This window comes from Entomomonas sp. E7T21, from assembly GCF_058693955.1.
Window position 1 is genome coordinate 1934586 of sequence record NZ_CP191672.1, and the last position, 23616, is coordinate 1958201.

At 36.8% G+C, this 23616-nt stretch carries 21 protein-coding genes; 3 read left to right on the forward strand and 18 right to left on the reverse strand.

Annotated features, from left to right (window positions below; translation table 11 throughout):
• The 15 genes from nuoM to dapE all read right to left on the reverse strand — a co-directional run bounded on the left by nuoM (nt 1) and on the right by dapE (nt 16238).
• The gene (gene nuoM / locus ACQVD9_RS09365) at nt 1–1554 is read right to left on the reverse strand and encodes an NADH-quinone oxidoreductase subunit M (protein WP_264745776.1); all 1554 of its coding nucleotides are present in this window, start codon (nt 1552–1554) and stop codon (nt 1–3) included.
• Between the two features lie 31 nt (nt 1555–1585).
• Nucleotides 1586–3493 carry an NADH-quinone oxidoreductase subunit L gene (gene nuoL / locus ACQVD9_RS09370; protein ID WP_264745777.1) on the reverse strand — a complete coding sequence of 636 codons (1908 nt, stop codon included), beginning with the start codon at nt 3491–3493 and terminating at the stop codon, nt 1586–1588.
• The gene (gene nuoK / locus ACQVD9_RS09375) at nt 3490–3849 is read right to left on the reverse strand and encodes an NADH-quinone oxidoreductase subunit NuoK (RefSeq protein WP_264745778.1); all 360 of its coding nucleotides are present in this window, start codon (nt 3847–3849) and stop codon (nt 3490–3492) included. The genes nuoL and nuoK overlap by 4 nt, the downstream gene beginning before the upstream one ends.
• Before the next feature lie 5 nt (nt 3850–3854).
• Nucleotides 3855–4358 (reverse strand): NADH-quinone oxidoreductase subunit J, encoded by a 504-nt coding sequence (nuoJ, locus tag ACQVD9_RS09380; RefSeq protein ID WP_264745779.1) that lies wholly within the window; start codon nt 4356–4358, stop codon nt 3855–3857.
• A gap of 13 nt (nt 4359–4371) precedes the next feature.
• Nucleotides 4372–4932: an NADH-quinone oxidoreductase subunit NuoI gene (gene nuoI / locus ACQVD9_RS09385; RefSeq protein ID WP_264745780.1), complete on the reverse strand. Its 561-nt coding sequence runs from the start codon at nt 4930–4932 to the stop codon at nt 4372–4374.
• Between the two features lie 10 nt (nt 4933–4942).
• Nucleotides 4943–5932 (reverse strand): NADH-quinone oxidoreductase subunit NuoH, encoded by a 990-nt coding sequence (nuoH, locus tag ACQVD9_RS09390; protein WP_413774149.1) that lies wholly within the window; start codon nt 5930–5932, stop codon nt 4943–4945.
• The gene (gene nuoG, locus ACQVD9_RS09395; RefSeq protein WP_264745781.1) at nt 5929–8652 is read right to left on the reverse strand and encodes an NADH-quinone oxidoreductase subunit NuoG; all 2724 of its coding nucleotides are present in this window, start codon (nt 8650–8652) and stop codon (nt 5929–5931) included. The genes nuoH and nuoG overlap by 4 nt, the downstream gene beginning before the upstream one ends.
• A gap of 101 nt (nt 8653–8753) precedes the next feature.
• On the reverse strand, nt 8754–10082 hold the full coding sequence (gene nuoF / locus ACQVD9_RS09400) for an NADH-quinone oxidoreductase subunit NuoF (protein WP_264745782.1): 1329 nt from the start codon (nt 10080–10082) through the stop codon (nt 8754–8756).
• Nucleotides 10079–10591, reverse strand: coding sequence for an NADH-quinone oxidoreductase subunit NuoE (gene nuoE / locus ACQVD9_RS09405; RefSeq protein WP_264745783.1), 513 nt, complete (start codon nt 10589–10591; stop codon nt 10079–10081). The genes nuoF and nuoE overlap by 4 nt, the downstream gene beginning before the upstream one ends.
• Nucleotides 10592–10593: 2 nt before the next feature.
• Complete coding sequence (gene nuoC, locus ACQVD9_RS09410) at nt 10594–12378, reverse strand: NADH-quinone oxidoreductase subunit C/D (protein WP_264745784.1); 1785 nt, start codon at nt 12376–12378, stop codon at nt 10594–10596.
• Between the two features lie 41 nt (nt 12379–12419).
• Nucleotides 12420–13094, reverse strand: coding sequence for a NuoB/complex I 20 kDa subunit family protein (locus ACQVD9_RS09415; RefSeq protein WP_264745785.1), 675 nt, complete (start codon nt 13092–13094; stop codon nt 12420–12422).
• 11 nt (nt 13095–13105) lie between these two features.
• Complete coding sequence (gene ndhC, locus ACQVD9_RS09420; protein ID WP_264745786.1) at nt 13106–13528, reverse strand: NADH-quinone oxidoreductase subunit A; 423 nt, start codon at nt 13526–13528, stop codon at nt 13106–13108.
• Nucleotides 13529–13893: 365 nt separating this feature from the next.
• A complete protein-coding gene (locus ACQVD9_RS09425) occupies nt 13894–14274 on the reverse strand; it encodes a hypothetical protein (RefSeq protein WP_264745787.1) in 381 nt (126 codons plus the stop codon).
• An 8-nt stretch (nt 14275–14282) separates the two neighbouring features.
• The gene (locus ACQVD9_RS09430) at nt 14283–15086 is read right to left on the reverse strand and encodes a putative RNA methyltransferase (protein ID WP_264745788.1); all 804 of its coding nucleotides are present in this window, start codon (nt 15084–15086) and stop codon (nt 14283–14285) included.
• 9 nt (nt 15087–15095) lie between these two features.
• A complete protein-coding gene (dapE, locus tag ACQVD9_RS09435; protein ID WP_264745789.1) occupies nt 15096–16238 on the reverse strand; it encodes a succinyl-diaminopimelate desuccinylase in 1143 nt (380 codons plus the stop codon).
• 107 nt (nt 16239–16345) lie between these two features.
• Between dapE and ACQVD9_RS09440 the strand changes: the two genes are divergently transcribed.
• Nucleotides 16346–17284 carry an aminoglycoside phosphotransferase family protein gene (locus ACQVD9_RS09440; protein ID WP_264745790.1) on the forward strand — a complete coding sequence of 313 codons (939 nt, stop codon included), beginning with the start codon at nt 16346–16348 and terminating at the stop codon, nt 17282–17284.
• Nucleotides 17285–17323: 39 nt separating this feature from the next.
• Here the strand turns inward: ACQVD9_RS09440 and ACQVD9_RS09445 are convergent, their stop codons facing one another.
• The 3 genes from ACQVD9_RS09445 to cspE all read right to left on the reverse strand — a co-directional run bounded on the left by ACQVD9_RS09445 (nt 17324) and on the right by cspE (nt 20910).
• The gene (locus tag ACQVD9_RS09445; protein WP_264745791.1) at nt 17324–19531 is read right to left on the reverse strand and encodes a mechanosensitive ion channel family protein; all 2208 of its coding nucleotides are present in this window, start codon (nt 19529–19531) and stop codon (nt 17324–17326) included.
• Nucleotides 19532–19548: 17 nt separating this feature from the next.
• Nucleotides 19549–20523, reverse strand: coding sequence for a tetratricopeptide repeat protein (locus tag ACQVD9_RS09450; RefSeq protein ID WP_264745792.1), 975 nt, complete (start codon nt 20521–20523; stop codon nt 19549–19551).
• A 183-nt stretch (nt 20524–20706) separates the two neighbouring features.
• Nucleotides 20707–20910 (reverse strand): transcription antiterminator/RNA stability regulator CspE, encoded by a 204-nt coding sequence (gene cspE / locus ACQVD9_RS09455; protein WP_201090218.1) that lies wholly within the window; start codon nt 20908–20910, stop codon nt 20707–20709.
• A 331-nt stretch (nt 20911–21241) separates the two neighbouring features.
• Here cspE and yddG point away from each other — a divergent pair, with 331 nt between their 5' ends.
• Nucleotides 21242–22150, forward strand: coding sequence for an aromatic amino acid DMT transporter YddG (gene yddG / locus ACQVD9_RS09460; protein WP_264745793.1), 909 nt, complete (start codon nt 21242–21244; stop codon nt 22148–22150).
• Nucleotides 22151–22242: 92 nt separating this feature from the next.
• Nucleotides 22243–23601: a glutathione-disulfide reductase gene (gene gorA / locus ACQVD9_RS09465; RefSeq protein WP_264745794.1), complete on the forward strand. Its 1359-nt coding sequence runs from the start codon at nt 22243–22245 to the stop codon at nt 23599–23601.
• Nucleotides 23602–23616: the final 15 nt, after the last annotated feature.

Sequence of the window (23616 nt, forward strand, 5' to 3'; positions counted from 1 at the left end):
CTACCGAGAAACGAGGTTAGGGGAGAACCAAGCATGCACACCATTCATAGTGGCTGCTGATGTATCCAGAACTGGTTGTGGATAAATGCCCAATAATATAAGCAGCACAATCAATATAAACATCATACCTAGTTCACGTTTACAAAGTCCCTGGATTGGTTCATGAAAATTACCACGTGTTGTTCCATAGAAAACACGTTGCATAACAATTAATGAATAAATAGAGGCTAACACTAAACCAAAGGCTGCAATAGAAACTGCAACTTTATCAGCAGGGAAGGCACCAATAAGAATCATAAACTCGCCCACAAAGTTACCTGTACCTGGTAAACCTAGCGAAGCAGCATTAAAGAACAGCATAATGGCAGGCAAGTAGGTAATTTTACCCCATAAGCCGCCCATTAAACGCATATCACGCGTATGTAAACGTTCATATAATTGACCACTAGAGATGAATAGTGCAGCGGCTGAGAAACCATGCGCAATCATCTGTATAACCACACCTTGTAGTGCTAGCGGGCTACCTGAGTAAATACCTACTAAGATAAAACCCATGTGTGAAATACTGGTATAAGCAATTAAACGTTTAATATCCGTTTGTTGGAACGCCAAAATGGCACCATAAATAATACTGAAAATACCCAACCAGATGGCAATAGGCGCAAACTCATGGGAGGCATTAGGGAATAAAGGAATTGCAAAGCGTAAGATACCAAAGGCAGCTGTTTTTAATAGAATACCTGCCAAATCAACAGAACCTGCTGTTGGTGCTTGCGCATGAGCATCTGGTAACCATGAGTGAATAGGTACAACAGGAAGCTTTACTGCAAATGCAATAAAGAAACCAAGCATTAAAATAAACTCAAGACCTCCTAAATTAGTACCTAGCAATTGCATGTAATCAAAAGTCATAGTACCTGTATTAGTGTAATGTTTAAGTGCTAAAGTAATAATAGACACTAACATTAACAAGCCACTAGCTTGAGTAAAGATAAAGAATTTAGTAGCTGCGTAAATACGCGTTTTACCATCTGAACCACTATGTCCCCATAAGGCAATTAGGAAGAACATAGGGATCAACATCGTTTCCCAGAATAGGAAGAAGAGGAATAGGTCAATAGCAACAAACACCCCAACTACACCACCTAAAATCCACATAAGGTTTAGGTAGAAGAAACCTACACGGCTGTTAATTTCTTTCCATGAACAGAGTACAGCTAATAAACCTAAAATAGCTGTTAATGTAATCAATAGAATAGATAAACCATCCATTCCTAAGTGAATACTAATACCTAATTGTGGTATCCAGTTCAAATGAAAGTAGAAAGCCCACCATTTTGATTGACCATCAGCTATTGCAAATGATGTTTGTAAATTAGGTGCATTTTGGAAATTGCCTGTACCCCAGAAATATAGGGACAAAGCAACAAGAAGCACCATCGTAAATAGGGCTATCCAACGTGGAAGAATATTACTGAGCCGTTCGGAAATCCAGCAAAAAAAGCCGCCGATTATCGGAATCAGGATTAGCCAAGGTAACAATAGGGACGACATGACAATATCTATTCCTTTTTATAAGTTTAAATCAGGCTACTGATGACATAAAAGTAATAAGCATTATAGCTATCAGTACTATTGCACCACCTACAAGAGAAAGTGCATACCAACGTAAACGACCTGTTTCTGTTAAAGTCATTAATTTATTACCGCCACGTACTACTAAAGGGATTAAACCAATGGCTTTATCACAAGGGTCTTTTACTAGTACTTTGGTAATGAACAAGTAAGGTTTTACAAATAACTTGTCATAAACCCAATCAAATCCCCAGCCATTTAGCCACCAACAACTAAAGAAGCGACCTATGGCACTTTCAGAGAGTTTCGTTACAAAACTACGTTTACCTAAATATAACGCAGCTGCTAGTAAAATGCCTGTAATTGCAATAATACCTGAAACAAGCTCTAACATATGCTTGCCATCAGTACTTGCAGCATGTTCAGGTGAAGCAAAAGCAGCACCTAATGGTGGTGTAATTAAAGCACCAATTCCTGTAGATAACACAATCAATATTGCTAAAGGTATTGCATGAGCAAGACCAGTACCTGCTGTAGCATGAGCTGCATGCTCATTAGCTGGCTTACCATGAAACGTAATAAAGATTAAACGGAAAGTATAGAGAGATGTCATAAAGGCACCTACTAAACCAGCAATCAATAAACCTGGATGATCGGCAGCCATTACTTCCCATAAAATTTCATCTTTAGAATAGAAACCTGCAGTTATAAAGGGTAGGGCACATAAGGCAGCACCACCAACAATAAAGCTAGCATAGGCTAATGGTAATTTCTTCCATAAACCACCCATTTTGAAAATATTTTGCTCATGGTGGCAAGAAAGAATTACAGAGCCAGAAGCTAAGAATAGTAAGGCTTTGAAGAATGCATGGGTCATTAAATGGAAAATAGCAGCATTCCAAGCACAAACACTAGTAGCTAAGAACATATAACCTAACTGACTCATAGTAGAGTAAGCAAGGATACGTTTAATATCGGTTTGTACTAAAGCAGAGAAACCTGCTAGTAATAAAGTAATTGCACCAATAATTCCTACTATTTCTAAGGTGAAAGTAGCAGGTAAGAATAGGAAGTTTAACCGAACTAATAAGTAAACACCTGCAGTAACCATGGTTGCAGCATGGATTAACGCAGACACAGGTGTAGGACCAGCCATTGCATCCGCAAGCCATGTTTGTAATGGTACTTGTGCAGATTTACCAATTGCACCACCAAATAAGAATAGGGTAGCAGCAGTAAGGTAAGGATCGGCTAGTTTATCTAAAATCATATCACTATTAGCTGCCATTTCACGTACGCTTAAAGAAAGTAATTCAGGTACTTTCCAAAGAATAATGAACATACCAATAGCCATTAATACATCACCAATACGAGTGATAATAAAGGCTTTTAAGGCAGCTGCACCATTTTTAGGTTCAGTATAATAGAAACCAATCAATAGATAACTACATAAGCCTACACCTTCCCAACCAAAATAGAGGAATAAAATATCATCGCCTAATACAAGGATTAACATAAAGGCAACGAATAGATTCATATAAGCTAGAAAACGTGAGTAACCTTCTTCACCACGCATATACCAAGAAGCAAATAGGTGAATTAAGAAGCCAACACCTGATACTACAGAAATCATAGTAACTGATAAGCCATCTATATAAAAACTTAGTTTTGGATTAAATAGAAGGTTTTCAGCATTAGTAGGGTCAGCTACCGTAATCCATGACCATAAAGGTACATGTGGCTCTGTAATATTGCCATTTACAAAATTGAAAGTTATCCAAGCAGCAGATAATGCAGCAAGGCCGATAGAGCCTACACCAATGACTGCTGATGCTGTTTCACTTAAACGCCCTCTAGAGAAAGCTAATAATAAAAAGCCAAGAAGAGGGAAACCGACTGTTAAATATACTGGGTTCATCCGCGCATCTCACTTGCTGCATCAATATCAAGGGTATGGAAACGACGATAAAGTTGTAATAGTAATGCTAGACCTATAGCAGCTTCAGCAGCAGCTAAAGCAATAATCATGATGTACATTACTTGACCATCAGCTGCATGAACTAATATATGTTTACCTGCAACAACCTTATCAACTACTACTGAAGTGTGGGCACTACCAGCTACCACAAAAGCTAAAGCAGCAGAATTCATTATGATTTCAAGGCTCATTAAAATAAATAATAAATCACGACGTATTAGCAAACCTATTAAACCTAAACTAAATAGGATGGCTGAAACTATCAGGCCGTGTTCAAGAGGAATATTTTCAAACATAATTTTTAGTCCTTCGCTTCTTCACGTCCCATATGATAAGCAGTCACAAGTGCTGCCAGTAATAACATAGAGGCTAGTTCTACTGCTAATAAGTATCTACTAAATAGCGATAAACCAACATCTATAGGCGGTACAGTAACATTGCCTATAGTTAATCCTGTATCACCCATACAAATAATGATAATAAACTCAATTAAAAGCAAAGATGATAATAATACAGGGCCTACCCATGTTTTCGGTGATAACCACTGTAATTCTTGATTAACAGTCTGTGTACCAAGATTAAGCATCATTACCACGAAGATAAAGAGCACCATAATAGCACCAGCATATACAATGATTTCTAAAGCGCCCACAAAAGGTGCGCCTAAACTAAAGAAAATCATTGCTACAGCTAATAAAGAAACAACCAAATACAACAACGCATGTACAGGTTTACTATTAGTAATCACTAATAGTGTCGCAATTATTGCAACGAAAGAAGAAAGATAAAAACAAAATGCTGCCATAATCTGTTGTCCTTTAAGGTAAAAGACTTTTTACATTAACAGGTTCAGCTTCATTTTCTGCTGCACCTTTTGGTTTGCCTTTAATAGCCATACCTGAGAAGGTATAAAACATATAGTTATGGTATTTGCCTGGACCAGAAATTAATAAATCTTCTTTGTCATATACCATATCTTGGCGTTTAAATTCAGCTAATTCAAAATCAGGTGTTAATTGAATTGCTGCTGTTGGGCAAGCTTCTTCACACATTCCACAAAATATACAACGTGAAAAGTTAATACGAAAGAATTCTGGGTACCAACGGCCATCTTCACGTTCAGCTTTTTGTAGTGCAATACAACCAACAGGGCAGGCTACTGCACAAAGATTGCACGCTACACAACGCTCTTCACCTAGTTGTCCTTCAGGAGCTGGTTCACGGGTTAAAACAATACGACCACGATAACGAGGTGGTAAATATACTTCTTGTTCTGGGTAGTTGATTGTATCACGCTTACGGAAAGCATGACTAAAAATCATCACAATGCTTCTTAGCTGTGTATAAGCACCGTGGATAACATGCCATATATATTTCATAACAGTCTCCTTAAGCCCCTTGTGCCAATAACACGAAGAAACCTGTAACCAATAGATTAATTAACGTTAATGGTAAACAGAATTTCCAGCCAAATAGCATTACTTGGTCATAACGTGGTCTAGGTAATGCAGCACGTATTAAAATAAACATCATCACAAAGAATAAAGTTTTGAGAGCAAACCAAACGATACCAGGTAATATAGGGCCATGCCAGCCACCAAAGAAAAGCACAGTTATCAATGATGAAATAAGCACAATACCTACATATTCACCTACGAAGAACATACCCCATTTCAAACCAGAGTATTCAATATGATAACCATCGGCTAAGTCTTGGTCAGCTTCTGGTTGGTCAAATGGGAAACGGTGAGTAACAGCTACACCTGCAATACAGAAAGTACAGAAACCAAAGAACTGAGGAATAATAAACCATAGACCTTGTTGAGCATTAACAATCTCATTCATATTAAATGAACCAGCTTGTAGTACCACACCCATTAAAGCCAAACCTAAGAATACCTCATAAGATACCGTTTGAGCAGAAGCACGCACAGCACCTAATAAGGCAAATTTATTATGACTAGCCCAACCACCAAATAATACAGCATATACTGCAATACCTGCCATGGCTAAGAAGAAGAGTAGGCCAATACTGGTATTACTTGCTACACCCCAAGTTGGCGTGATTGGCACAATAGCAAATGCAATTAAAATAGTACAAATAGAAATAAGAGGTGCTATGGTAAACAGTAGTTTATCTGCAAAGGGTGGAATCCAGTCCTCTTTGAAAAACATTTTAATCATGTCTGCTGCTAATTGTAAGCAACCAAAAGGACCTACCCGATTTGGGCCATAACGATCTTGCCATAAGCCTAAGAGGCGACGTTCGATCCAGCTAAGTAGCGCTGCAAACACAAACACCACAAGCATAATAACAATGGCCTTAATAGCAGATATAATAACTGCAAGCACTACATCAGAAGTTAACCACTCTATCATTGTGCTTTCTCCTGTAATTCTTGTAGGCTAGAAATACGTTGACCAAATAACTGTACTGGAATATTAGCAAAACCAACAGGTAGACCAACTAAACCTTTTTCTAAACCCATATTTAAACGTACTGTTAAGGCTATTTCTTGACCATTAATCGTAAGTTTAACTTGTTCATCTTCTTGTACATTTAAATGCGTCGCATCTGTTGTATTCAAAGCAATGTAAGGTTCTACAATGCGTTCTTGAATAGGTGCTGCTTTAGCAGACATTTCTTCTGAACCAAACAGATGATATAAAGGCACAACATAAAGACCTTCTGCTGACTCTGTAGTAGCAGTAAACCAAGGGAGTAATTCACCTTTATTGGCTAATAGGCGAATACCTGGATCGCCTGCACGTAGATGTCCACCCACTTCAGCTTGGAATTTATTCCATGCTTGTGGTGAGTTCCAACCTGGTGACCAAGCAAAAGATATTTGTTGACGCTCTGGGGAAGTACCTGCATAACCTTCCATAGAGAACGCAAATGCAGTATCAATATCTTGTGGCGCTCTTGGTTCATGTACATTCTTATTGGCTAGCATAGAAGTACGACCGCTATAACGATGTGGCTCACGAGCTAGTTTTAAACCTTTAATACGGAACGAAGCATCAGGTGCAGCATTTTTAATACCAGCTAACAGGGAGTTAGCATCAGCACAAGCATAAGTTACATGGTCTAACTGTGTCCAATCAATTGTCTTACTTTCTAAAGTGCTATGAACCGCATGAAGCCAACGCCAACTTTCTTTAACACAATTGCTTGCATCATAATAAGTAGGATCAAATACTTGGAAGAAACGTTGTGCACGACCTTCTTGACTTACTAGTGTACCATCTGCTTCAGCAAAACTAGCTGCTGAAAGTAGTAAATCTGCTTTAGCAGTAGTAGCTGTAGCTTGATGATCAATAACAATGACTGATTTAGCTGTTGCTAATACAGTATCGACCGTTTTGCTACCAGCACGACGGTAAAGGTCATTTTCTAAAACAATAACTACATCTGCTTTGTTCTCAGTAATAGCAGCAAAGCTATCTTCTAATGGTTTATTAGCAAGTAGAGCTAAACCAACGCTGTTTGCTTCTGGGAATACTAAGCTTAGTGCAGCATCTTTTTGTTTAAGTTTTAACGCATTAGCAATATTAGCTGTTGCTTCTAATAAGGCCTTTGAACCTAAAGAACAACCTGAAATAACTAATGGCTTTTTAGCTTTAATTAATGCTTCTGCAATTTGTTTGGCTTTCTCTTGTAATGCGTTTGATAAGCCAGATACAACAGGTGCCGTACTATCTAATTCATGTGCAATAGCGCAAGCTAGTTGTACCAATTCATTAGGCGTACCATGTATAGTTGCTTCTGCTGCATCATCTAAACGAGTATTAGCTACACTAGCAATAAATAATGGATTTTTAGCATGTTGTGCAATGTTTTTTACGGCTGCTGCTAACCAAGGTTGTACACCATATTGTTCATATTGGTGGGCCATATCAATGGCTTTACCTTTTACAGCTTGACGTACAGCTAATGCTAAACGTGCGGCCGTTTGGGTAAGGTCTTCACCTAAAATAAAGACAGCATCATGTTGTTCAACTTCAGTTACTGTTGGGGTAGGTAAGGGGCCATCTTGCATAATTTTAATAGCAAGATTAATGCACTCTAATTCGTTAGCTGCAATACCTGTTGAGAAATTATCTACGCCTACTAATTTGCTTAAAGCAAAGTTACTTTCTAAGCTAGCACGAGGGGAGCCAATACCTATTACTTTTTGATTCTTTAGTAAATCAGCTGCTTTATCTAGTGCTTCATCAATAGTAAGTACTTTTTGTTCTTTAACTAAGATGGGTTGTAAAGGGCGATCTTCACGATTAATAAAACCATAGCCAAAACGACCACGATCACAAAGGAAGTAACGATTTACTTCACCATTGTAACGGTTTTCAATACGTCTAATTTCACCATAACGTTCGCCAGCAGAAATGTTACAACCCATCGAGCAACCATAACAAATACTAGGAGCAAATTGCATATCCCATTTACGGTTATAGCGTTCTGAGTGAGTTTTATCAGTAAACACGCCAGTAGGGCAAATTTCTGTTAAATTGCCTGAGAATTCACTTTCTAAGCAACCATCTTCCACACGCCCAAAGTAAACGTAGTTATGAGCACCATATACACCAAGGTCTGTACCATCTGCATAGTCATTATAGAAACGGACACAGCGATAGCAGGCAATACAACGGTTCATTTCATGGTTAATGAAAGGACCTAAATCTTGGTTATTATGAGTACGTTTTTCGAAACGATAGCGACGTTTGCTATGGCCAGACATTACTGTCATATCTTGTAAATGACAATGACCGCCTTCTTCACATACAGGACAATCGTGAGGGTGGTTAGTCATCAACCATTCAATGACATTCTCACGAAACTTTTTCGCTTCTTCATCTGCAATAGATATCCAAGCACCATCAGTAGCAGGCGTCATGCAGGACATAACAAGACGTCCTACTTTATCATCTGCATCTTTATACTGTTTAACAGCACATTGCCGACAAGAGCCTACACTACCTAATGCTGGATGCCAACAGAAGTAGGGGATATCAAGTCCTAGAGATAGACAAGCTTGTAATAGATTGTCCGCTCCGTTAACTTCGTATTCTTTACCGTCTACATGGATAATGGCCATGGTTCTTTTTTCTTCATCATTTGCTCGTCGAAACGAGACTGGCTAATGGAAAAATTTTATTTGTTATTTAAATTAGATAATTCAAATAACAATTACCTATTTTATAAAATTGGCAACTGCTGTTCTGCAATGCCTGCTTCAAATTCACTTCTAAAGTATTTGATAGCTGCTGCTAGTGGTTCAGTAGCACCAGGAGCATGTGCGCAGAAACTAAGACCTGGACCAATTTGCTTAGCAAGTTCTTCCAGTAAATTAATATCTTCTGCTTTACCTTGCTTTTTCTTTAAAGAAGCTAGTACTTGTACAGTCCAAGGTAAACCGTCACGACAAGGTGCACACCAACCACAAGATTCACGAGCAAAGAAAATCTCCATATTATGTAATAAAGAGACCATATCTACTGTATCATCCACAGCCATTGCTAAACCTGTACCCATACGTGTACCTACTTTAGCAATGCCAGCTGAGTGCATCTGTGCTGTTAAGTGTTCAGGTAATAAGAAACCTGTCCCAGCACCACCTGGTTGCCACGCTTTTAACTTATACCCCTCTTTCATACCACCAGCATAATCTTCTAATAACTCTTTAGCTGTGATACCAAAAGGTACCTCCCAAATACCAGGATTATTTACTTTACCTGAGAAGCCCATTAATTTAGTACCCATATCTTCACTGCCTTCTTTGGCGAGTGATTTGTACCAATCAACACCACGTTCAATAATGGCTGGTACATTACAAAGGGTTTCTACGTTATTTACACAGCTAGGCTTGCCCCATACACCTACCGCTGCAGGGAAGGGTGGTTTAGAACGTGGGTTAGCGCGACGACCTTCTAAAGAGTTAATAAGGGCTGTTTCTTCACCACAGATATAACGACCTGCACCCGTATGAACAAATAACTCAAAATCAAAACCGCTACCAAAGATATTTTTACCTAGTAAACCTGCTTGTTTGGCTTCTTCAATGGCCTTATTTAAGTTATTGGCTGCATCGACATATTCACCACGTAGAAAAATATAACCACGGTAAGCTTTTAATGCAAAAGCAGAAATTAACATTCCCTCAATTAATAAATGAGGTTCTTGTTCCATTAATAAGCGGTCTTTCCACGTATTAGGTTCCATTTCATCCGCATTACAAAGTAAGTAACGGATGTTTAATGATTCATCTTTTGGCATTAAGCCCCACTTAACACCAGTAGGGAAGCCTGCACCACCACGACCTTTTAAGCCAGAATCTTTAACCTGTTGAATAACATCGTCTTTAGAAAGAGCTGTTAGTGCTTTTTGGGCTGCTTCATAACCTTTTTTCTGTTTGTATTCGTCTAACCAAACAGGTTGACCATCTTCTCTCAAACGCCATGTTAATGGGTGCGTTTCGTAAGGACGAGCAGATGTGTTAGCAGGACCAAAGGAGGTTGGTTGTTTCATTTATAAGCCTCCAAAATCTCACCCACTGTTTCAGGGGTTAAATTACCATAGGTATCATCATCAATCATCATAGCTGGTGCTTTATCACAGTTACCTAAACAACAAACAGGAAGCAATGTATAACGATTATCTGTTGAAGTTTCACCTAAACCAGCATCTATTTTTTTAGTAATAGCTTCTAAAACTGCTTCATGACCACCCATATAGCAAACCATGCTGTCACATACTCTAATAATGTGTCTGCCTACTTCTTGGCGGAAAATTTGACTATAGAATGTAGCTACACCTTCTACATCAGCAGCAGAAATCTTAAGAATGTTAGCTATATAACTAATGGCTTCATCAGGTACCCATCCGTGATGTTTTTGTACCATTTTTAACGCTTCAATAGAAGCAGCACGAGAGTCTTCGTAGTGATGAATCTCATGTTCAATAGCTGCCTTTAGTGCCTCTGTAGGTTCAAAGGGTTTAGTTGGCTTACGGTCTGTTTGTATTATTTGATCTTTCATTGTTAACGATCCACATCTGCCATAACAAAGTCAATACTACCAAGATAAGCAATTAAGTCAGAAACTAAGCTGCCTTTAATGACAGAAGGTATTTGTTGTAAATGGGCAAAACTAGGTGTTCTAATCCGCGTACGATAGCTCATGGTGCTACCATCACTGATTAAGTAGTAACTATTGATACCTTTGGTTGCCTCAATCATTTGGAATGATTCATTATGTGGCATTACAGGTCCCCACGATACTTGTAAGAAGTGGGTAATCAAGGTTTCAATATGTTGTAACGTACGTTCTTTAGGTGGAGGCGTAGTTAATGGATGGTCTGCTTTATAAGGGCCAGCAGGCATATTTTTTAAGCACTGTTCAATAATTTTAGTACTTTCTCTCATCTCACCCATTTTTACCATAATACGGTCATAGATATCACCGTTATGGCCTAGTGGCACTTCAAAGTCAAAGTTTTCATAACCAGAGTAGGGGCGAGCTTTACGTACATCGAAATCAAAGCCCGTAGCACGTAAACCAGCACCTGTGACACCCCATTCTAAGGCCTCTTTAGTATTGTATTGAGCAACACCTTTAGTACGACCAATGGTAACACTGTTATCTAAACAAGCTTTTTGGTATTCATCAAGACGTTTAGGGAACCAATCAATAAAGGTTTGAACTAATTTATCCCAACCTCTTGGTAGGTCATGAGCAACACCACCAATACGGAACCATGCAGGATGCATACGGAAACCAGTAATAGCTTCTACTACATCATAGGCTTTTTGACGATCAGTAAAGGTATAGAATACAGGAGACATTGCACCAATATCCTGTACCATTGTTCCCAAGAATAATAGATGATTTAGAATTCGGAAGAATTCAGACATCATAATACGAATACAGTTAACACGATCAGGAACTGTAATACCTGCTAATTTCTCTACGGCTAGTACATAGGGGAGGTTATTCATTACTCCACCTAAGTAGTCAATACGATCAGTATAAGGAATATAACTGTGCCATGACTGACGTTCAGCCATTTTTTCAGCACCACGATGGTGATAGCCAATTTCAGGCACACAATCTAAAACGTTTTCACCGTCTAATTGTAATACTAAACGGAAAGCACCATGCGCAGATGGGTGGTTAGGACCAACGTTAAGGAACATATAGTCATAGTTTTCATCATGCGTTTTCATACCCCAGTCTTCTGGTTTAAAACGCATTGCTTCCTGTTCACGAATTTGTTTCGCCACAGTTAGTTGGAAAGGCTCTTGCTCAGTAGCACGAGCAGGGTAGTCTTTACGAAGTGGATGACCTTCCCAAGTAGGAGGTAATAGCATTCTGAATAGGCGAGGGTGACCTTTAAAATGAATACCATAAAGGTCATAGGTTTCACGCTCATACCAGTTAGCATTAGGCCATATAGGAATAACAGTAGGAAGGTTTAAATCACCATCAAATAATGGAACTTTAATAATAATATCACTATTACGTTCCATAGAGATCAGATGATAAAACACAGTGAAGTCAGCTTCAGGTTGTCCCTCACGGTGAATTCTTAAGCGCTCGTCAATACCATGCAAATCATAAAGCATAACATAAGGACGAGGTAACTCACGAAGAAAGCGCATTACTTCCATTAGACGTTCACGAGTCACCCAAACAATTGGGCAGCCTGTTCTAGTCTGAGGTTGTATGGTTAGCGCTTGATCACCAAAACGAGTTAGTAACTCTGTAACAACTACTTGATCATCGGCTTTATAAGGCGGAACGGACTTCGCCATTTCTACTGTCATAGTTTCAGCCACTTATTCTAAAATCACAGTTAATAATAGTTTTAAACTTGGTCAGGAGTACGTAACTCTCTCACCTTAATACGTTTTTCTCTTAATTTTACTTTTTGTGGAGTCATCTCAGCACGGTAAACACCTTGATCACCCACTACCCACGAAAGTGGTCTACGTTCTGCAGCAATAGAGTCTTGTAATAACAATAAAGCTTGTAAGAACGCCTCTGGACGAGGGGGACAACCTGCTACATAGACATCAACAGGTAAAAATTTGTCAACACCCTGTACTACAGAGTAAATATCATACATACCACCTGAATTAGCACAAGAACCCATGCAAATAACCCATTTAGGTTCAAGCATTTGTTCATATAACTCTTGAATCACAGGTGCCATTTTAACGAAACAAGTACCAGCAATAACCATGAAGTCTGCTTGACGAGGTGATGCACGTATAACTTCTGCACCAAAACGCGAAATATCATGTACCGCAGTAAAGGCAGTGGTCATTTCTACGTAACAACAAGAAATACCAAAGTTATAAGGCCATAATGAATTCTTACGTCCCCAATTTACTACCTTGTTTAATACATTATCCAATTTACCCATGAAAATGCCTTTATTGGCAAGATCTTCTGACATGTCATCAACAATTGTCCTTTCTCCAATGGGGTATTTTTCATTAGCAGCATTAGGATCAATACGGGTAAGTGTATATTTCATTGATGGTACTCTTATTTATTCAATTTATTTTGACGACCTTGTGGAGCCCAATTTAGGACACCTAAACGCATAATATAAACAAGACCGGCTAATAGGATTAAAACAAAAATAGTGGCTTCGATAAAGCTTGCCCAACCAAATCCTAATAGGCCAGCATCTTTTAATGAAACTGCCCAAGCAAATAAGAAAAGTGCTTCAATATCGAAGATGACAAATAACATAGCTACTAAATAGAATTTAGCAGAGAATCTTATTTTAGTACTACCTGTAGGTAATTGGCCTGCCTCAAAAGGGGTATTTTTATTGCGGCCAAAAGCTCTGCCACCGAGAAGCGCCGCAAAAGCAACTACAAAGCCTACTAAGGCGAGAACGGCAAAGACATAAACGGCAAAGCCTAAATTTTGGGAGAGTGTCGCGATTGCTGTTTCAGACATAGAAAAACTTTTCCACTCCTTTCATTATAGTAATTCTGTTTAAGATAGAAATTTACGACTAAAGTTCAATCTTAATCATCTTGGCTAATAATTTATCCGGCTATTCTAAGACCGATTTCAATTTAAGTAAAATCATTTAGCGAAATCTTTTATATTTTATTTAATGATTTCCTTATTTTAAGCTAATTTTAAGTTATTTATGATATGAGGCAATAATACCTCTTACTTAATATTCATTATTAGGATATAATAAAATGTTATATATTTAAAATATAGCTAATAAATAGTAAGAATATTAATAAAACAGGTTACAATTTTCGTATAGTGAATTTGAAAATAATTATATTAGACACAGTTTTTATAATTTAAGTCCGCCAAATAATAGTAGTTACTTGTTGATTTACTACTTTTAGCCATTGATCAGCTTGTTCTATTGATTCATTTGCTTGTTCTGTCCAATTATCTGGAGCACAACGTACTTCTATATTTAAAAAACGATTGGCATCTTTAGCACAGGCTAAATCGTTTTCCCAAGGCGTTTGATTGCTTGCTATGTGTAAGCCATGCCAACTACCAACCGCTTTAGGATACCAAGTAATAGCAATATTATTTTTAATATTATGGCATTTATAAACCTTACCTTTTTGTTGCCATTCACTGCACTCACCTAAAGATTGTGTTAGCCATTCAGTAACAATGGATAAATCGGTGTCTTTTAAGTAAATTTCAATATCATCTTGTTTCATAAATACTCTCAGATTAGTTTGAAATAGTCATATCGTACAGCAACAGTTACTTTTAGGGGGTGTTCTATTACTTGTTTTCTTTTCTCTGCACTGGCTCGCCAACCATGAGGTGTCATGGCTAAAAGGTTTTTACGGTCTTGCTCATTATTTAGTGTTAAGGAAAATGTTAAATAATCAGTAAAAACTAATTGTAATTCATTAGGTACTTGCTGTAGATGTTTATCATCTTGGTAAGGACGTACTTCATCATAAAGTTTTTCTCTTAACTCTATAAGGTGTTGATTAGTTGGCCCTAACCTTAATATCCCTCCCTGTTGGCTAACTACACGTAATGCTTCTTGCCAATTAAAAGGACTAAAAATGGTAGCAATCAGATTACAGCTTTGGTTAGCTAATGGAATCCGCGCCATACTAGCTACTAACCATTGTATATTTTTATTAAATTTGCATGCTTGTTTAATGGCATCTCGAGAAATATCGAGGGCATAACCTACAGTATTAGGTGAGGCCATTGCTAATTGATGGGTATAAAAGCCTTCACCACAACCTACATCTAACCAATTGTTAGGGTGCTGTTGGCTTGCTAATTCTGCAAAACGTAAGGCTAGGGGAGCATAATGACCAGCTGCTAAAAAATCACGACGAGCAATAACCATTTCTAAATTATCACCTGGTGCTCGACTATTTTTGTGTTGCACAGGTAACAAATTTAAATAGCCTTGTTTGGCTCGATCAAAACTATGATTATTTGAACAGTTAACAACTTTATCAGCAACTACTAATGCTTCATTACAGAGCGGGCAGATTAGCATAGTGAATTATTACTCCGCTAATAAACGTTCTAGTGTTTGGTAGTAGATTTCAGTTAATTGATTTAAGTCTTCTGCTTTTACACATTCATTAATTTGATGAATGGTATCATTGACAGGCCCAAGCTCTACTACCTGACAACCTAACGTAGCAATAAAACGACCATCTGAAGTACCACCACTAGTGGAAGGTTCTGTGGTAAGGCCTGTTACTGACTGGATACTTTCGCTAATGGCGGCCAGTAGTTGTCCTGGTTCAGTTAAAAAGGGAAGTCCTGATAGTGACCAGTCAATATGCCAATCTAATTGGTGCTTATTTAGAATTTGCTCTACACGTTGTTTAAGTCCATCAACTGTTGATTCAGTGGAGAAACGAAAATTGAATTCTGCTACTAGTTCACCTGGTATTACATTATTTGCGCCTGTACCTGCATGTATATTAGAAATTTGGAAACTAGTGGGAGGAAAGAAGTCATTACCACTATCCCAATGCTCCGCAGCTAGTTCCGTAATAGCAGGAGAGGCAAGAAAAATAGGGTTTTTGGCTTTATGGGGGTAAGCCACATGACCTTGTTTACCTCTTACTGTTAGGACTCCGTTTAATGAACCACGACGGCCATTCTTTACCATATCACCCAACTGGTTAACACTAGAGGGTTCACCTACAATACACCAATCAATTTTAGCATTACGTTTTGCTAATGTTTCAACTACCGCACGTGTACCATGTTGTGCAATGCCTTCTTCATCACTGGTAATAAGAAAAGTAATAGTCCCTTTATGGTTAGGATAGTCTTTAATGAAGCGTTCAGTAGCCACAACCATTGCCGCTAAGCTACCTTTCATATCAGCTGTACCGCGACCATAAAACATACCCTGCTCATCTATATAAGGAGTAAAGGGGTCTTTATGCCACTTATCTACAGCACCGCTAGGCACTACATCAGTATGGCCTGCAAAGCAAAATACAGGGTCACTATTGCCATGACTTGCCCAAAAGTTTTGTACATCTGCAAAAGGCATTTGTTCAATAGTAAAGCCTATATTTTGTAACCGATCAGTCATTACTTGTTGGCAACCTTCATCCTTTGGGGTAACTGAAGGACGACTAATAAGATCAAAAGCCAGTTGTAATGTAGCTGAAAGTGATGACATAGTAAGCGTATTCCAATAAAAATAATGTATGATAATAAATAAACTACTCATAATAGAGTAGTTACTCACTAAAAAACAATATTCTAAAATTTATTATTTATATAACAATGACTGATTTAAATGTTTTTTATCAAGTTTTACTTAATGAATATGATGTAATTCCTACCCTTATAGTAAAAGAGAAAGGAGGATGGGTATCACTTGCTTATAAAGTGATTACTGAAAATAGCAATTATTTTCTTAAAGTCTATGAAAAAAAACGAGCCTCTACAGAGAAACTAACTCAATATTTAAATGATTACCTTTCTGTAGTAACTTGGTTGGGTAAAAACTCATTAACTGGGCAAATAGTTGAGCCTGTATTAACTAAACATTTAGATTATAAATATGAAGATGATGATTATATCTATGTGTTATTTAAATATATTACTGGCTATGTTGTTGCAGATAATGCTTTAACAGTATTACAAGTAAAACAATTAGCACAAATTGTAGCTAATTTACATAGTTATAATGAGCAAATACCATTTGCTATAAACCATCTTAAAGAACATTTTGAATTACCTTTTATTAAGCAATTAGTTTATTTTTTAAAACAAGAGTTAACTTATTTACAAGATATTCTAAAACAAATTAATGATATTGATGAGTTAGCTAAAAACTTACAACAGCAAAAGCTAGTGTTTGTACTTTGTCACACCGATATTCATGGTTGGAATATAATGCAAGCTGACCATCATTTAGTATTACTTGATTGGGAAGGATTAAAGTTGGCACCTGCCGAAGCAGACTTGTTTATGTTTTATAACAAAGTTTTTTTTAAGGATTTTATAGATTGTTATCAGCAGCAACATCCTCATTTTCAAATCAATCAATCTGTTATGTTGTTTTATCTATGTAGACGTTCTTTAGAAGACTTATGGGAGCTAATAGAACAATTAGTTACTGATAAGGTTACAGGCGAGTTACGAGCCTATACTTTACATTTACTGGCTACCGAGTGTGGCTCAATTCGAGCCAATAACAAATTATTACCAGAAGCTTAATCTTAGATTTATAAAACCTAAGATTAAGGGTATTAAATACTATTCTGATGGAATAGGAGGTTGTGCTTCTGAAGTCTCATTAAAAATACGGATACTACGTCTAGGTACACCTAGATCTAGACCATGCTCATCTAAATAGCGTTTTAGACGTAAATTAAAAATACGAGATATTTCAAACTGTTTTAATGGTGCTGTTTTAAAACGAGCACGTAATACAGCGTTGCCTGAATCAAAACTTTCTACACCTTGTATTTCAATGGGAGACCAAATATCTCTTTGTAATATAGGGTCTAAACGCATTTCATTAGCAACACTACGTACCGCTTTAATGGCATCATCAATATTCATATCATGAGCTATTGAGATACGGAAGATGGCAAAACCTAATTCTCGGGAATAGTTTTTAACTGTTTTAATTTCACTAAAGGGAACGATATGAACAATACCATCAATATCACGTAAACACACTGTACGGATAGTGATAGCTTCAACAGTTCCTTTATGGTTGCCTACATCGACATAGTCACCAATTGCTAATGAATCTTCAACAATAATAAACAAACCTGTAATTAAATCAGATACTAAAGACTGTGCACCAAAGCCAATCGCTAAACCAATAACACCCGCACCAGCAAGTAAAGGGGTTACATTCATACCTAAATTAGCTAAGGCAACAATAGTAGCAATCACTAAAATAATACAAAGAGCTGTATTGCGAATTAATGGCATCATGGTTAATGCACGGGTACTAGGGCCATTTCTCCCAACGCCTGTAAGTGCACGGTATATTGCTGTATCAACTAAAATCCAAACTAAACGAGTAATAAGAATAGTGAGTACAATAGTAATAATAATGATGGTTAGATCATGACCAGCACCTTGCTCAAATTGCAGAATGGAAGAGTCCCAAACTCTTAATACGAAGTCGATAAATACTATCCATACAGCAAAATTCAATAATGTATATCCAAAACGGATTAAACGTAATAAGTACAGTGCATTTTGAGTACGTTTTGATTTTTGCTGGAGTTTTGTTGCATGGCGTTGTATTAACCCAGTTAAAACCAAAGCAACAATTAATAATGCTGTACATAGTAAGGCTTTACGTAGTGCCGAAGTAGGGTCGCCAGAAAAAATAGTAGCAACTAATGAAGCTAAAACAAGCATTAAAATAGGAATATGCCAAACTGCACTTAAAAAACGCAGGAAATCATAGGAGCTTTTTCTTTTTCTACGATAATTAAAAGAGCGATTACGTATTAAATGAGCAATAGGGCGACGGAAAGTAATAACAAACCAACCTGTTAATAGGGCTGCCATTAAATTATTAAGTGTTGATAAGACTAGGCTAAGATTACCACCTAATAAGCCAATAACTTGATAATTAGTTAAAGCATCACCTAATGCAGCAAATAATCCAATGGAGAATAATGGCTTAAACGCTCGCTTACGTAATATTCGCAAAGCTCCCCAGCGATGGTCACCACTTAATAAAGACAGGGAAATAAAACAAAGTGCAGCAAATACACCACCGCCTAAAATAGAATAGGTCATCAATAGTGCAACACTTTTCCCTAGTGGAGCTGTTTCTGGGAGCATTTGTGAGCTATACAGGGTGATAAAAAACGCTACAGCCCAAGGTAGTAACTTTTCAACTGCATAGAGTAATAATTCCCATGTATTAGGATTATTGGATAGTGTTAAAGGCAATTTATAACGAATATTGATACGTTTAATTAACCAAAGTAGAATTTGTGCAATAACAAACCATAAAATAATAATAAAGGAGAAGCCATAAAAAAGAGGGGATAGCTCTTTAATGGGAGGTGTTAGGATTTGTAGTTCTAAAAAAGCTAATTTACTGCGCTCTGTCCAATAGCTGATGGGTGTTTCACCATCCAAACCATAACTTAAACTATCGACTAATCCAGATATGCCCGCTAATAAACCCTTAACTTTTTCATCTTCATCTTTTTTAGCTGCGGCTTTTAAGCTATCACGTAATTCTTTTAGATCAATAACTAACTGCTGGCGCTGTTTATTATCTTCTAATGTTTTAATCAATGCCTCAAGCGACTGTGCCATTTCTGCGTTAGTAACTGTAGGTTGTGACTCAGAAGAAGAGCTTGATTTTAAAGGGTTAGGCAGGGCAGCATGGCTTGTAGAAACAAAGCCACAGAAAATAATTAGCATTAACAGTAAATATACTGTTCGACTAAAGTTTTGATAAGACAATGATTTAAGCACTGACGATACCTTTTAAGCTATTGAATATTACCTTGTAATGTACTTAATTTTAATTGTGATGCCGGATGTCCCTGCTTAGCAGCTTGTTGATACCAATAAATTGCTTTATTACGATCATAAGGAACGCCATTACCAGTTTCATACATCTGTCCTAAATTATATTGACTAAAAGCATCACCTTGTTTTGCTGCTTTTTCATACCAAGTAAATGCTTTTTGTTTATCAACAGGGACTCCCTTGCCATCACGATACATTCCAGCAATAAATGACTGTGCTTCTCTATCACCCTGATTGGCTGCTTGCTCATACCAATAAGCTGCTTTTTCAAAATTAGCCACTATTTCTTTATTTTGCTCATAAAGAGAGGCTAACACAATTTGAGCATCTAATGATTGTTGTTTAGCAGCCATTTCTAGCCAATAGAATGCTTGCATGGTATTAAAAAAACCCTGTTTATCTTCGTACGTCACACCAATATAGTATTGAGCATCTCTATCACCTGCTAAAGCACTTCTCAAAAACCAATAGTTTGCAGTATTCTCTTGTTTATTATTACCATATAAGCTAGCTAATAAATATTGCGCATTAGTATCATTATTAATAGCTAGAGGCTTTAATAATGCAATAATGTGTTTAAGGCTTTGTTGTTGTTTATTTAGTGTAACTAGATTGCGTGCTTCAGAGGTTTGAGCATACCAGTATTGTGCTTGCTCATGGTCTTGTGCAATACCATCACCACGTTGGTACATAACCACTAATGCGTATTGGGCTAGGATATAATCTTGTTTTGCAGATTTTATATACCACTTTACAGCTTCAGGTTTGCTTTTTTCAGCTCCTTTGCCTTGTTGGTACATCATACCTACTAGATATTGAGCTACCACATCACCTTGTTTCGCTAATTGTTTAAAAGTAGCAAAATTATCAGCATAAATGGCTGAGGTAAAAGAAAGTAGCAGCAATATAAGGCACGTATGTATCCAAGAGCGCATGCGTATAATTATTCCTAATTAATAAATTTACAGGCTATTGTATACAGCTATTATAAGAAGATCATCTTTAATATGAATTGTTTATGATAATTTTAAAGAATATAAAAGAGAAGAGAGTATGTTTAATAGGAGATTAAATAATTACGTGATTTAAAATAACCACGTAATTATTAAAAGGAAAGCTTAAATTATTTGAATATTTGAAGCTTGTGGACCTTTTGCGCCTTGAGTAGCAGTGAAGGAAACGCGTTGTCCTTCAGTTAAGGTTTTGAAACCTGCGCTTTGAATTTCTGAGTAGTGGGCAAATAAATCTTTGCTGCCATCTTCTGGAGTAATAAAGCCATAGCCTTTAGTTTCGTTAAACCATTTTACAATGCCAGTTTGCATCTTATGTATCCTATAGAACTTAAAAAATAATAGGGGATAGTTAAGCCCCCAGTAACACTAGGCGAGGATCAAGACTGAGATTGAGGATTCGGAAAATTGCTACTAGAAAGAAACAGATATACCAGAGGACAAACACAACCTTAAAACCGCTGTTCAATACTATGCGCGATAACATTAAAAATAGCAAATGGTTTTTAAGTTTATTTTGAAAAAAGTTGATAAAACTATTAACTAATTATTTAATAATAAACAATTATTTCTTTTTTTAAGAAAAAAACATATAATAATCGGTTTTATACGCTCTAAACAGCTAAGTTTTCCTTAAAATTTAATGACCTCAATTAAAGCTTCCATACTGGGTATTATAGCCATTTTAATATGGAGCTGTTTCACAGCTCTTATCAGAACATTAACAGAAAGCTTTGGTGTAGTAGCTGGTGCAGCCCTTATTTATACAATAGGAGCTATCACTCTATGTATATATAATAGAGGGATTCCCAATATTAAAAAATTTCCTATAAGTTATCTATTAGGGTGTGGCATTTTATTTGTAATTTATGAAATTTTGCTATCTTTCGCGGTGGGGCTCGCTAGCAGTCGTCAACAATCTATTGAGGTGAGTTTAATTAATTATTTATGGCCTTGCCTTATTGTATTTCTGTCTATATTTATTAATAAACAAAAGGTAAGTTTGCTATTCTGGCCTGGTATAGTTCTTTCATTTATTGGGGTAGCTTGGTCTATATCAGGAGAGTATGGTTTTAATATCTATAATTTAATCAATAATATTACAACTGATCCCATTCCTTATTTACTTGCTTTTATAGCTGCTTTTTTATGGGGACTATATTGTAATTTATCGAAACGTTTTAATAATGGTAATAATGGTGTTCCTTTATTTTTCATTGCTATTGCTTTAATACTATGGACTAAATTTTTATTAGGTTCAGAAAAAATAGGGCAGGTTGATTTTTCTGCAATAGCTGAACTTATTTTAGTAGGTATTCTTATTGCTGTTGCTTATGCTTTTTGGGAAATAGGTATTCAAAAAGGTAATATGCTATTATTGGCCATATTATCTTATTTTACGCCTATAGCTTCCGTGTTATTTTCAGCTATTTGGCTAAAAACGCCTCTTACTATATCATTTTGGTATGGTGTTATTATGGTTACCATAGGTTCTTTACTTTGTTGGCTAGCTACCAGGGTCACTAATAAAGTACCTGCCTCTTCGCATTAACCTCATTACTTTGCTAAACTAAACAAAATTGTTTAAATAAAACCGCTGAAATAACAAGATAAGGAAACCCCTGTCTTAATAAGAGGTATGGTATGTCTTTTGATTATGATCTTTTTGTAATAGGTGCCGGTTCTGGTGGTGTGCGAGCAGCACGTTTTGCTGCTAGTTTTGGTGCAAAAGTAGCTATTGCTGAGGAGCGTTACTTAGGCGGTACATGTGTTAACGTAGGCTGTGTACCTAAAAAACTATTTGTTTATGCTTCACAATTTGAGGAAGAGTTTGAGTTAGCTAAAGGTTTTGGTTGGCAAATAAATAAGCCTAATTTCAATTGGCAAACGTTAGTTGAACATAAAAATAAAGAAATTGAACGGCTTAATGGTATTTATCGTAATTTATTAGTCAATAGTGGTGTCTCTTTAATAGAAGGGCATGCTCAATTAGTTAATGCTAATACAATCAGCGTAGAGGGCAAGATTTACACTGCAAAAAATATTTTAATTGCTGTAGGTGGTTGGCCAAACGTACCTGATATTAAGGGTAAAGAATATGCTATTACCTCTAATGAAGCGTTTTATTTAAAAGAACTACCTAAACGTTGTACGATTGTTGGTGGTGGCTATATTGCTGTTGAATTTGCTTCTATTTTTAATGGGTTAGGGGTTGATACTACTTTAATATATCGTGGTGAGCTATTCTTAAAAGGCTTTGATGATGATATACGTAAGCATTTAGCTGAAGAGTTAACTAAAAAAGGTATTACTTTAAAATTTAATACAGATATTAAGCAAATTGATAAACAAGCTGATAATAGTTTAATCACTACATTTGATAATGATGAAACTGCTACAACCGATTTAGTATTTTATGCTACAGGACGTCGCCCTAAACTAGATAATTTAGGTTTAGATAATACAAAAGTTACCTTAAATAGCAAAGGTTTTGTCGATGTAGATAAATATTACACTACTGCTGAATCAAGTATTTTTGCGATTGGTGATGTTATTGGACAAATTCAATTAACACCTGTTGCATTAGCACAAGGTATGGCGGTAGCACGACACCTTTTTAAACCAGAACAATACCGTTCAGTGGATTTAACTCAGGTAGCTACGGCAATGTTTAGTTTGCCAAATGTAGCTACTGTTGGTTTAACAGAGCAGCAAGCCATAGAGTCCGGTTATGATATTGCTGTTTTTGAAAGTCATTTCCGTGCGTTAAAACTAACTTTAACAGAAAGTACTGAAAAAACTTATATGAAACTTGTGGTAGATAAAGATTCGGACCGCGTTTTAGGCTGCCATATGATTGGTGAAGGAGCAGGGGATTTGATTCAAGGATTAGCGATTGCTTTAAAAGCAGGGGCAACAAAGCAAGTTTTTGATGAAACGATTGGTATTCATCCAACGGCTGCTGAAGAGTTTGTAACTATGCGTACCCCCCGACAAGCTTGATAAGATTAAAACAGA

Bases quoted from the DNA above. Each gene is read 5' to 3' on its own strand.
- nuoM (WP_264745776.1), bottom strand. From the start codon at position 1,554: ATGTCGTCCCTATTGTTACCTTGGCTAATCCTGATTCCGATAATCGGC.
- nuoL (WP_264745777.1), bottom strand. From the start codon at position 3,493: ATGAACCCAGTATATTTAACAGTCGGTTTCCCTCTTCTTGGCTTTTTA.
- nuoK (WP_264745778.1), bottom strand. From the start codon at position 3,849: ATGTTTGAAAATATTCCTCTTGAACACGGCCTGATAGTTTCAGCCATC.
- nuoJ (WP_264745779.1), bottom strand. From the start codon at position 4,358: ATGGCAGCATTTTGTTTTTATCTTTCTTCTTTCGTTGCAATAATTGCG.
- nuoI (WP_264745780.1), bottom strand. From the start codon at position 4,932: ATGAAATATATATGGCATGTTATCCACGGTGCTTATACACAGCTAAGA.
- nuoH (WP_413774149.1), bottom strand. From the start codon at position 5,932: ATGATAGAGTGGTTAACTTCTGATGTAGTGCTTGCAGTTATTATATCT.
- nuoG (WP_264745781.1), bottom strand. From the start codon at position 8,652: ATGGCCATTATCCATGTAGACGGTAAAGAATACGAAGTTAACGGAGCG.
- nuoF (WP_264745782.1), bottom strand. From the start codon at position 10,082: ATGAAACAACCAACCTCCTTTGGTCCTGCTAACACATCTGCTCGTCCT.
- nuoE (WP_264745783.1), bottom strand. From the start codon at position 10,591: ATGAAAGATCAAATAATACAAACAGACCGTAAGCCAACTAAACCCTTT.
- nuoC (WP_264745784.1), bottom strand. From the start codon at position 12,378: ATGACAGTAGAAATGGCGAAGTCCGTTCCGCCTTATAAAGCCGATGAT.
- ACQVD9_RS09415 (WP_264745785.1), bottom strand. From the start codon at position 13,094: ATGAAATATACACTTACCCGTATTGATCCTAATGCTGCTAATGAAAAA.
- ndhC (WP_264745786.1), bottom strand. From the start codon at position 13,528: ATGTCTGAAACAGCAATCGCGACACTCTCCCAAAATTTAGGCTTTGCC.
- ACQVD9_RS09425 (WP_264745787.1), bottom strand. From the start codon at position 14,274: ATGAAACAAGATGATATTGAAATTTACTTAAAAGACACCGATTTATCC.
- ACQVD9_RS09430 (WP_264745788.1), bottom strand. From the start codon at position 15,086: ATGCTAATCTGCCCGCTCTGTAATGAAGCATTAGTAGTTGCTGATAAA.
- dapE (WP_264745789.1), bottom strand. From the start codon at position 16,238: ATGTCATCACTTTCAGCTACATTACAACTGGCTTTTGATCTTATTAGT.
- ACQVD9_RS09440 (WP_264745790.1), top strand. From the start codon at position 16,346: ATGACTGATTTAAATGTTTTTTATCAAGTTTTACTTAATGAATATGAT.
- ACQVD9_RS09450 (WP_264745792.1), bottom strand. From the start codon at position 20,523: ATGCGCTCTTGGATACATACGTGCCTTATATTGCTGCTACTTTCTTTT.
- cspE (WP_201090218.1), bottom strand. From the start codon at position 20,910: ATGCAAACTGGCATTGTAAAATGGTTTAACGAAACTAAAGGCTATGGC.
- yddG (WP_264745793.1), top strand. From the start codon at position 21,242: ATGACCTCAATTAAAGCTTCCATACTGGGTATTATAGCCATTTTAATA.
- gorA (WP_264745794.1), top strand. From the start codon at position 22,243: ATGTCTTTTGATTATGATCTTTTTGTAATAGGTGCCGGTTCTGGTGGT.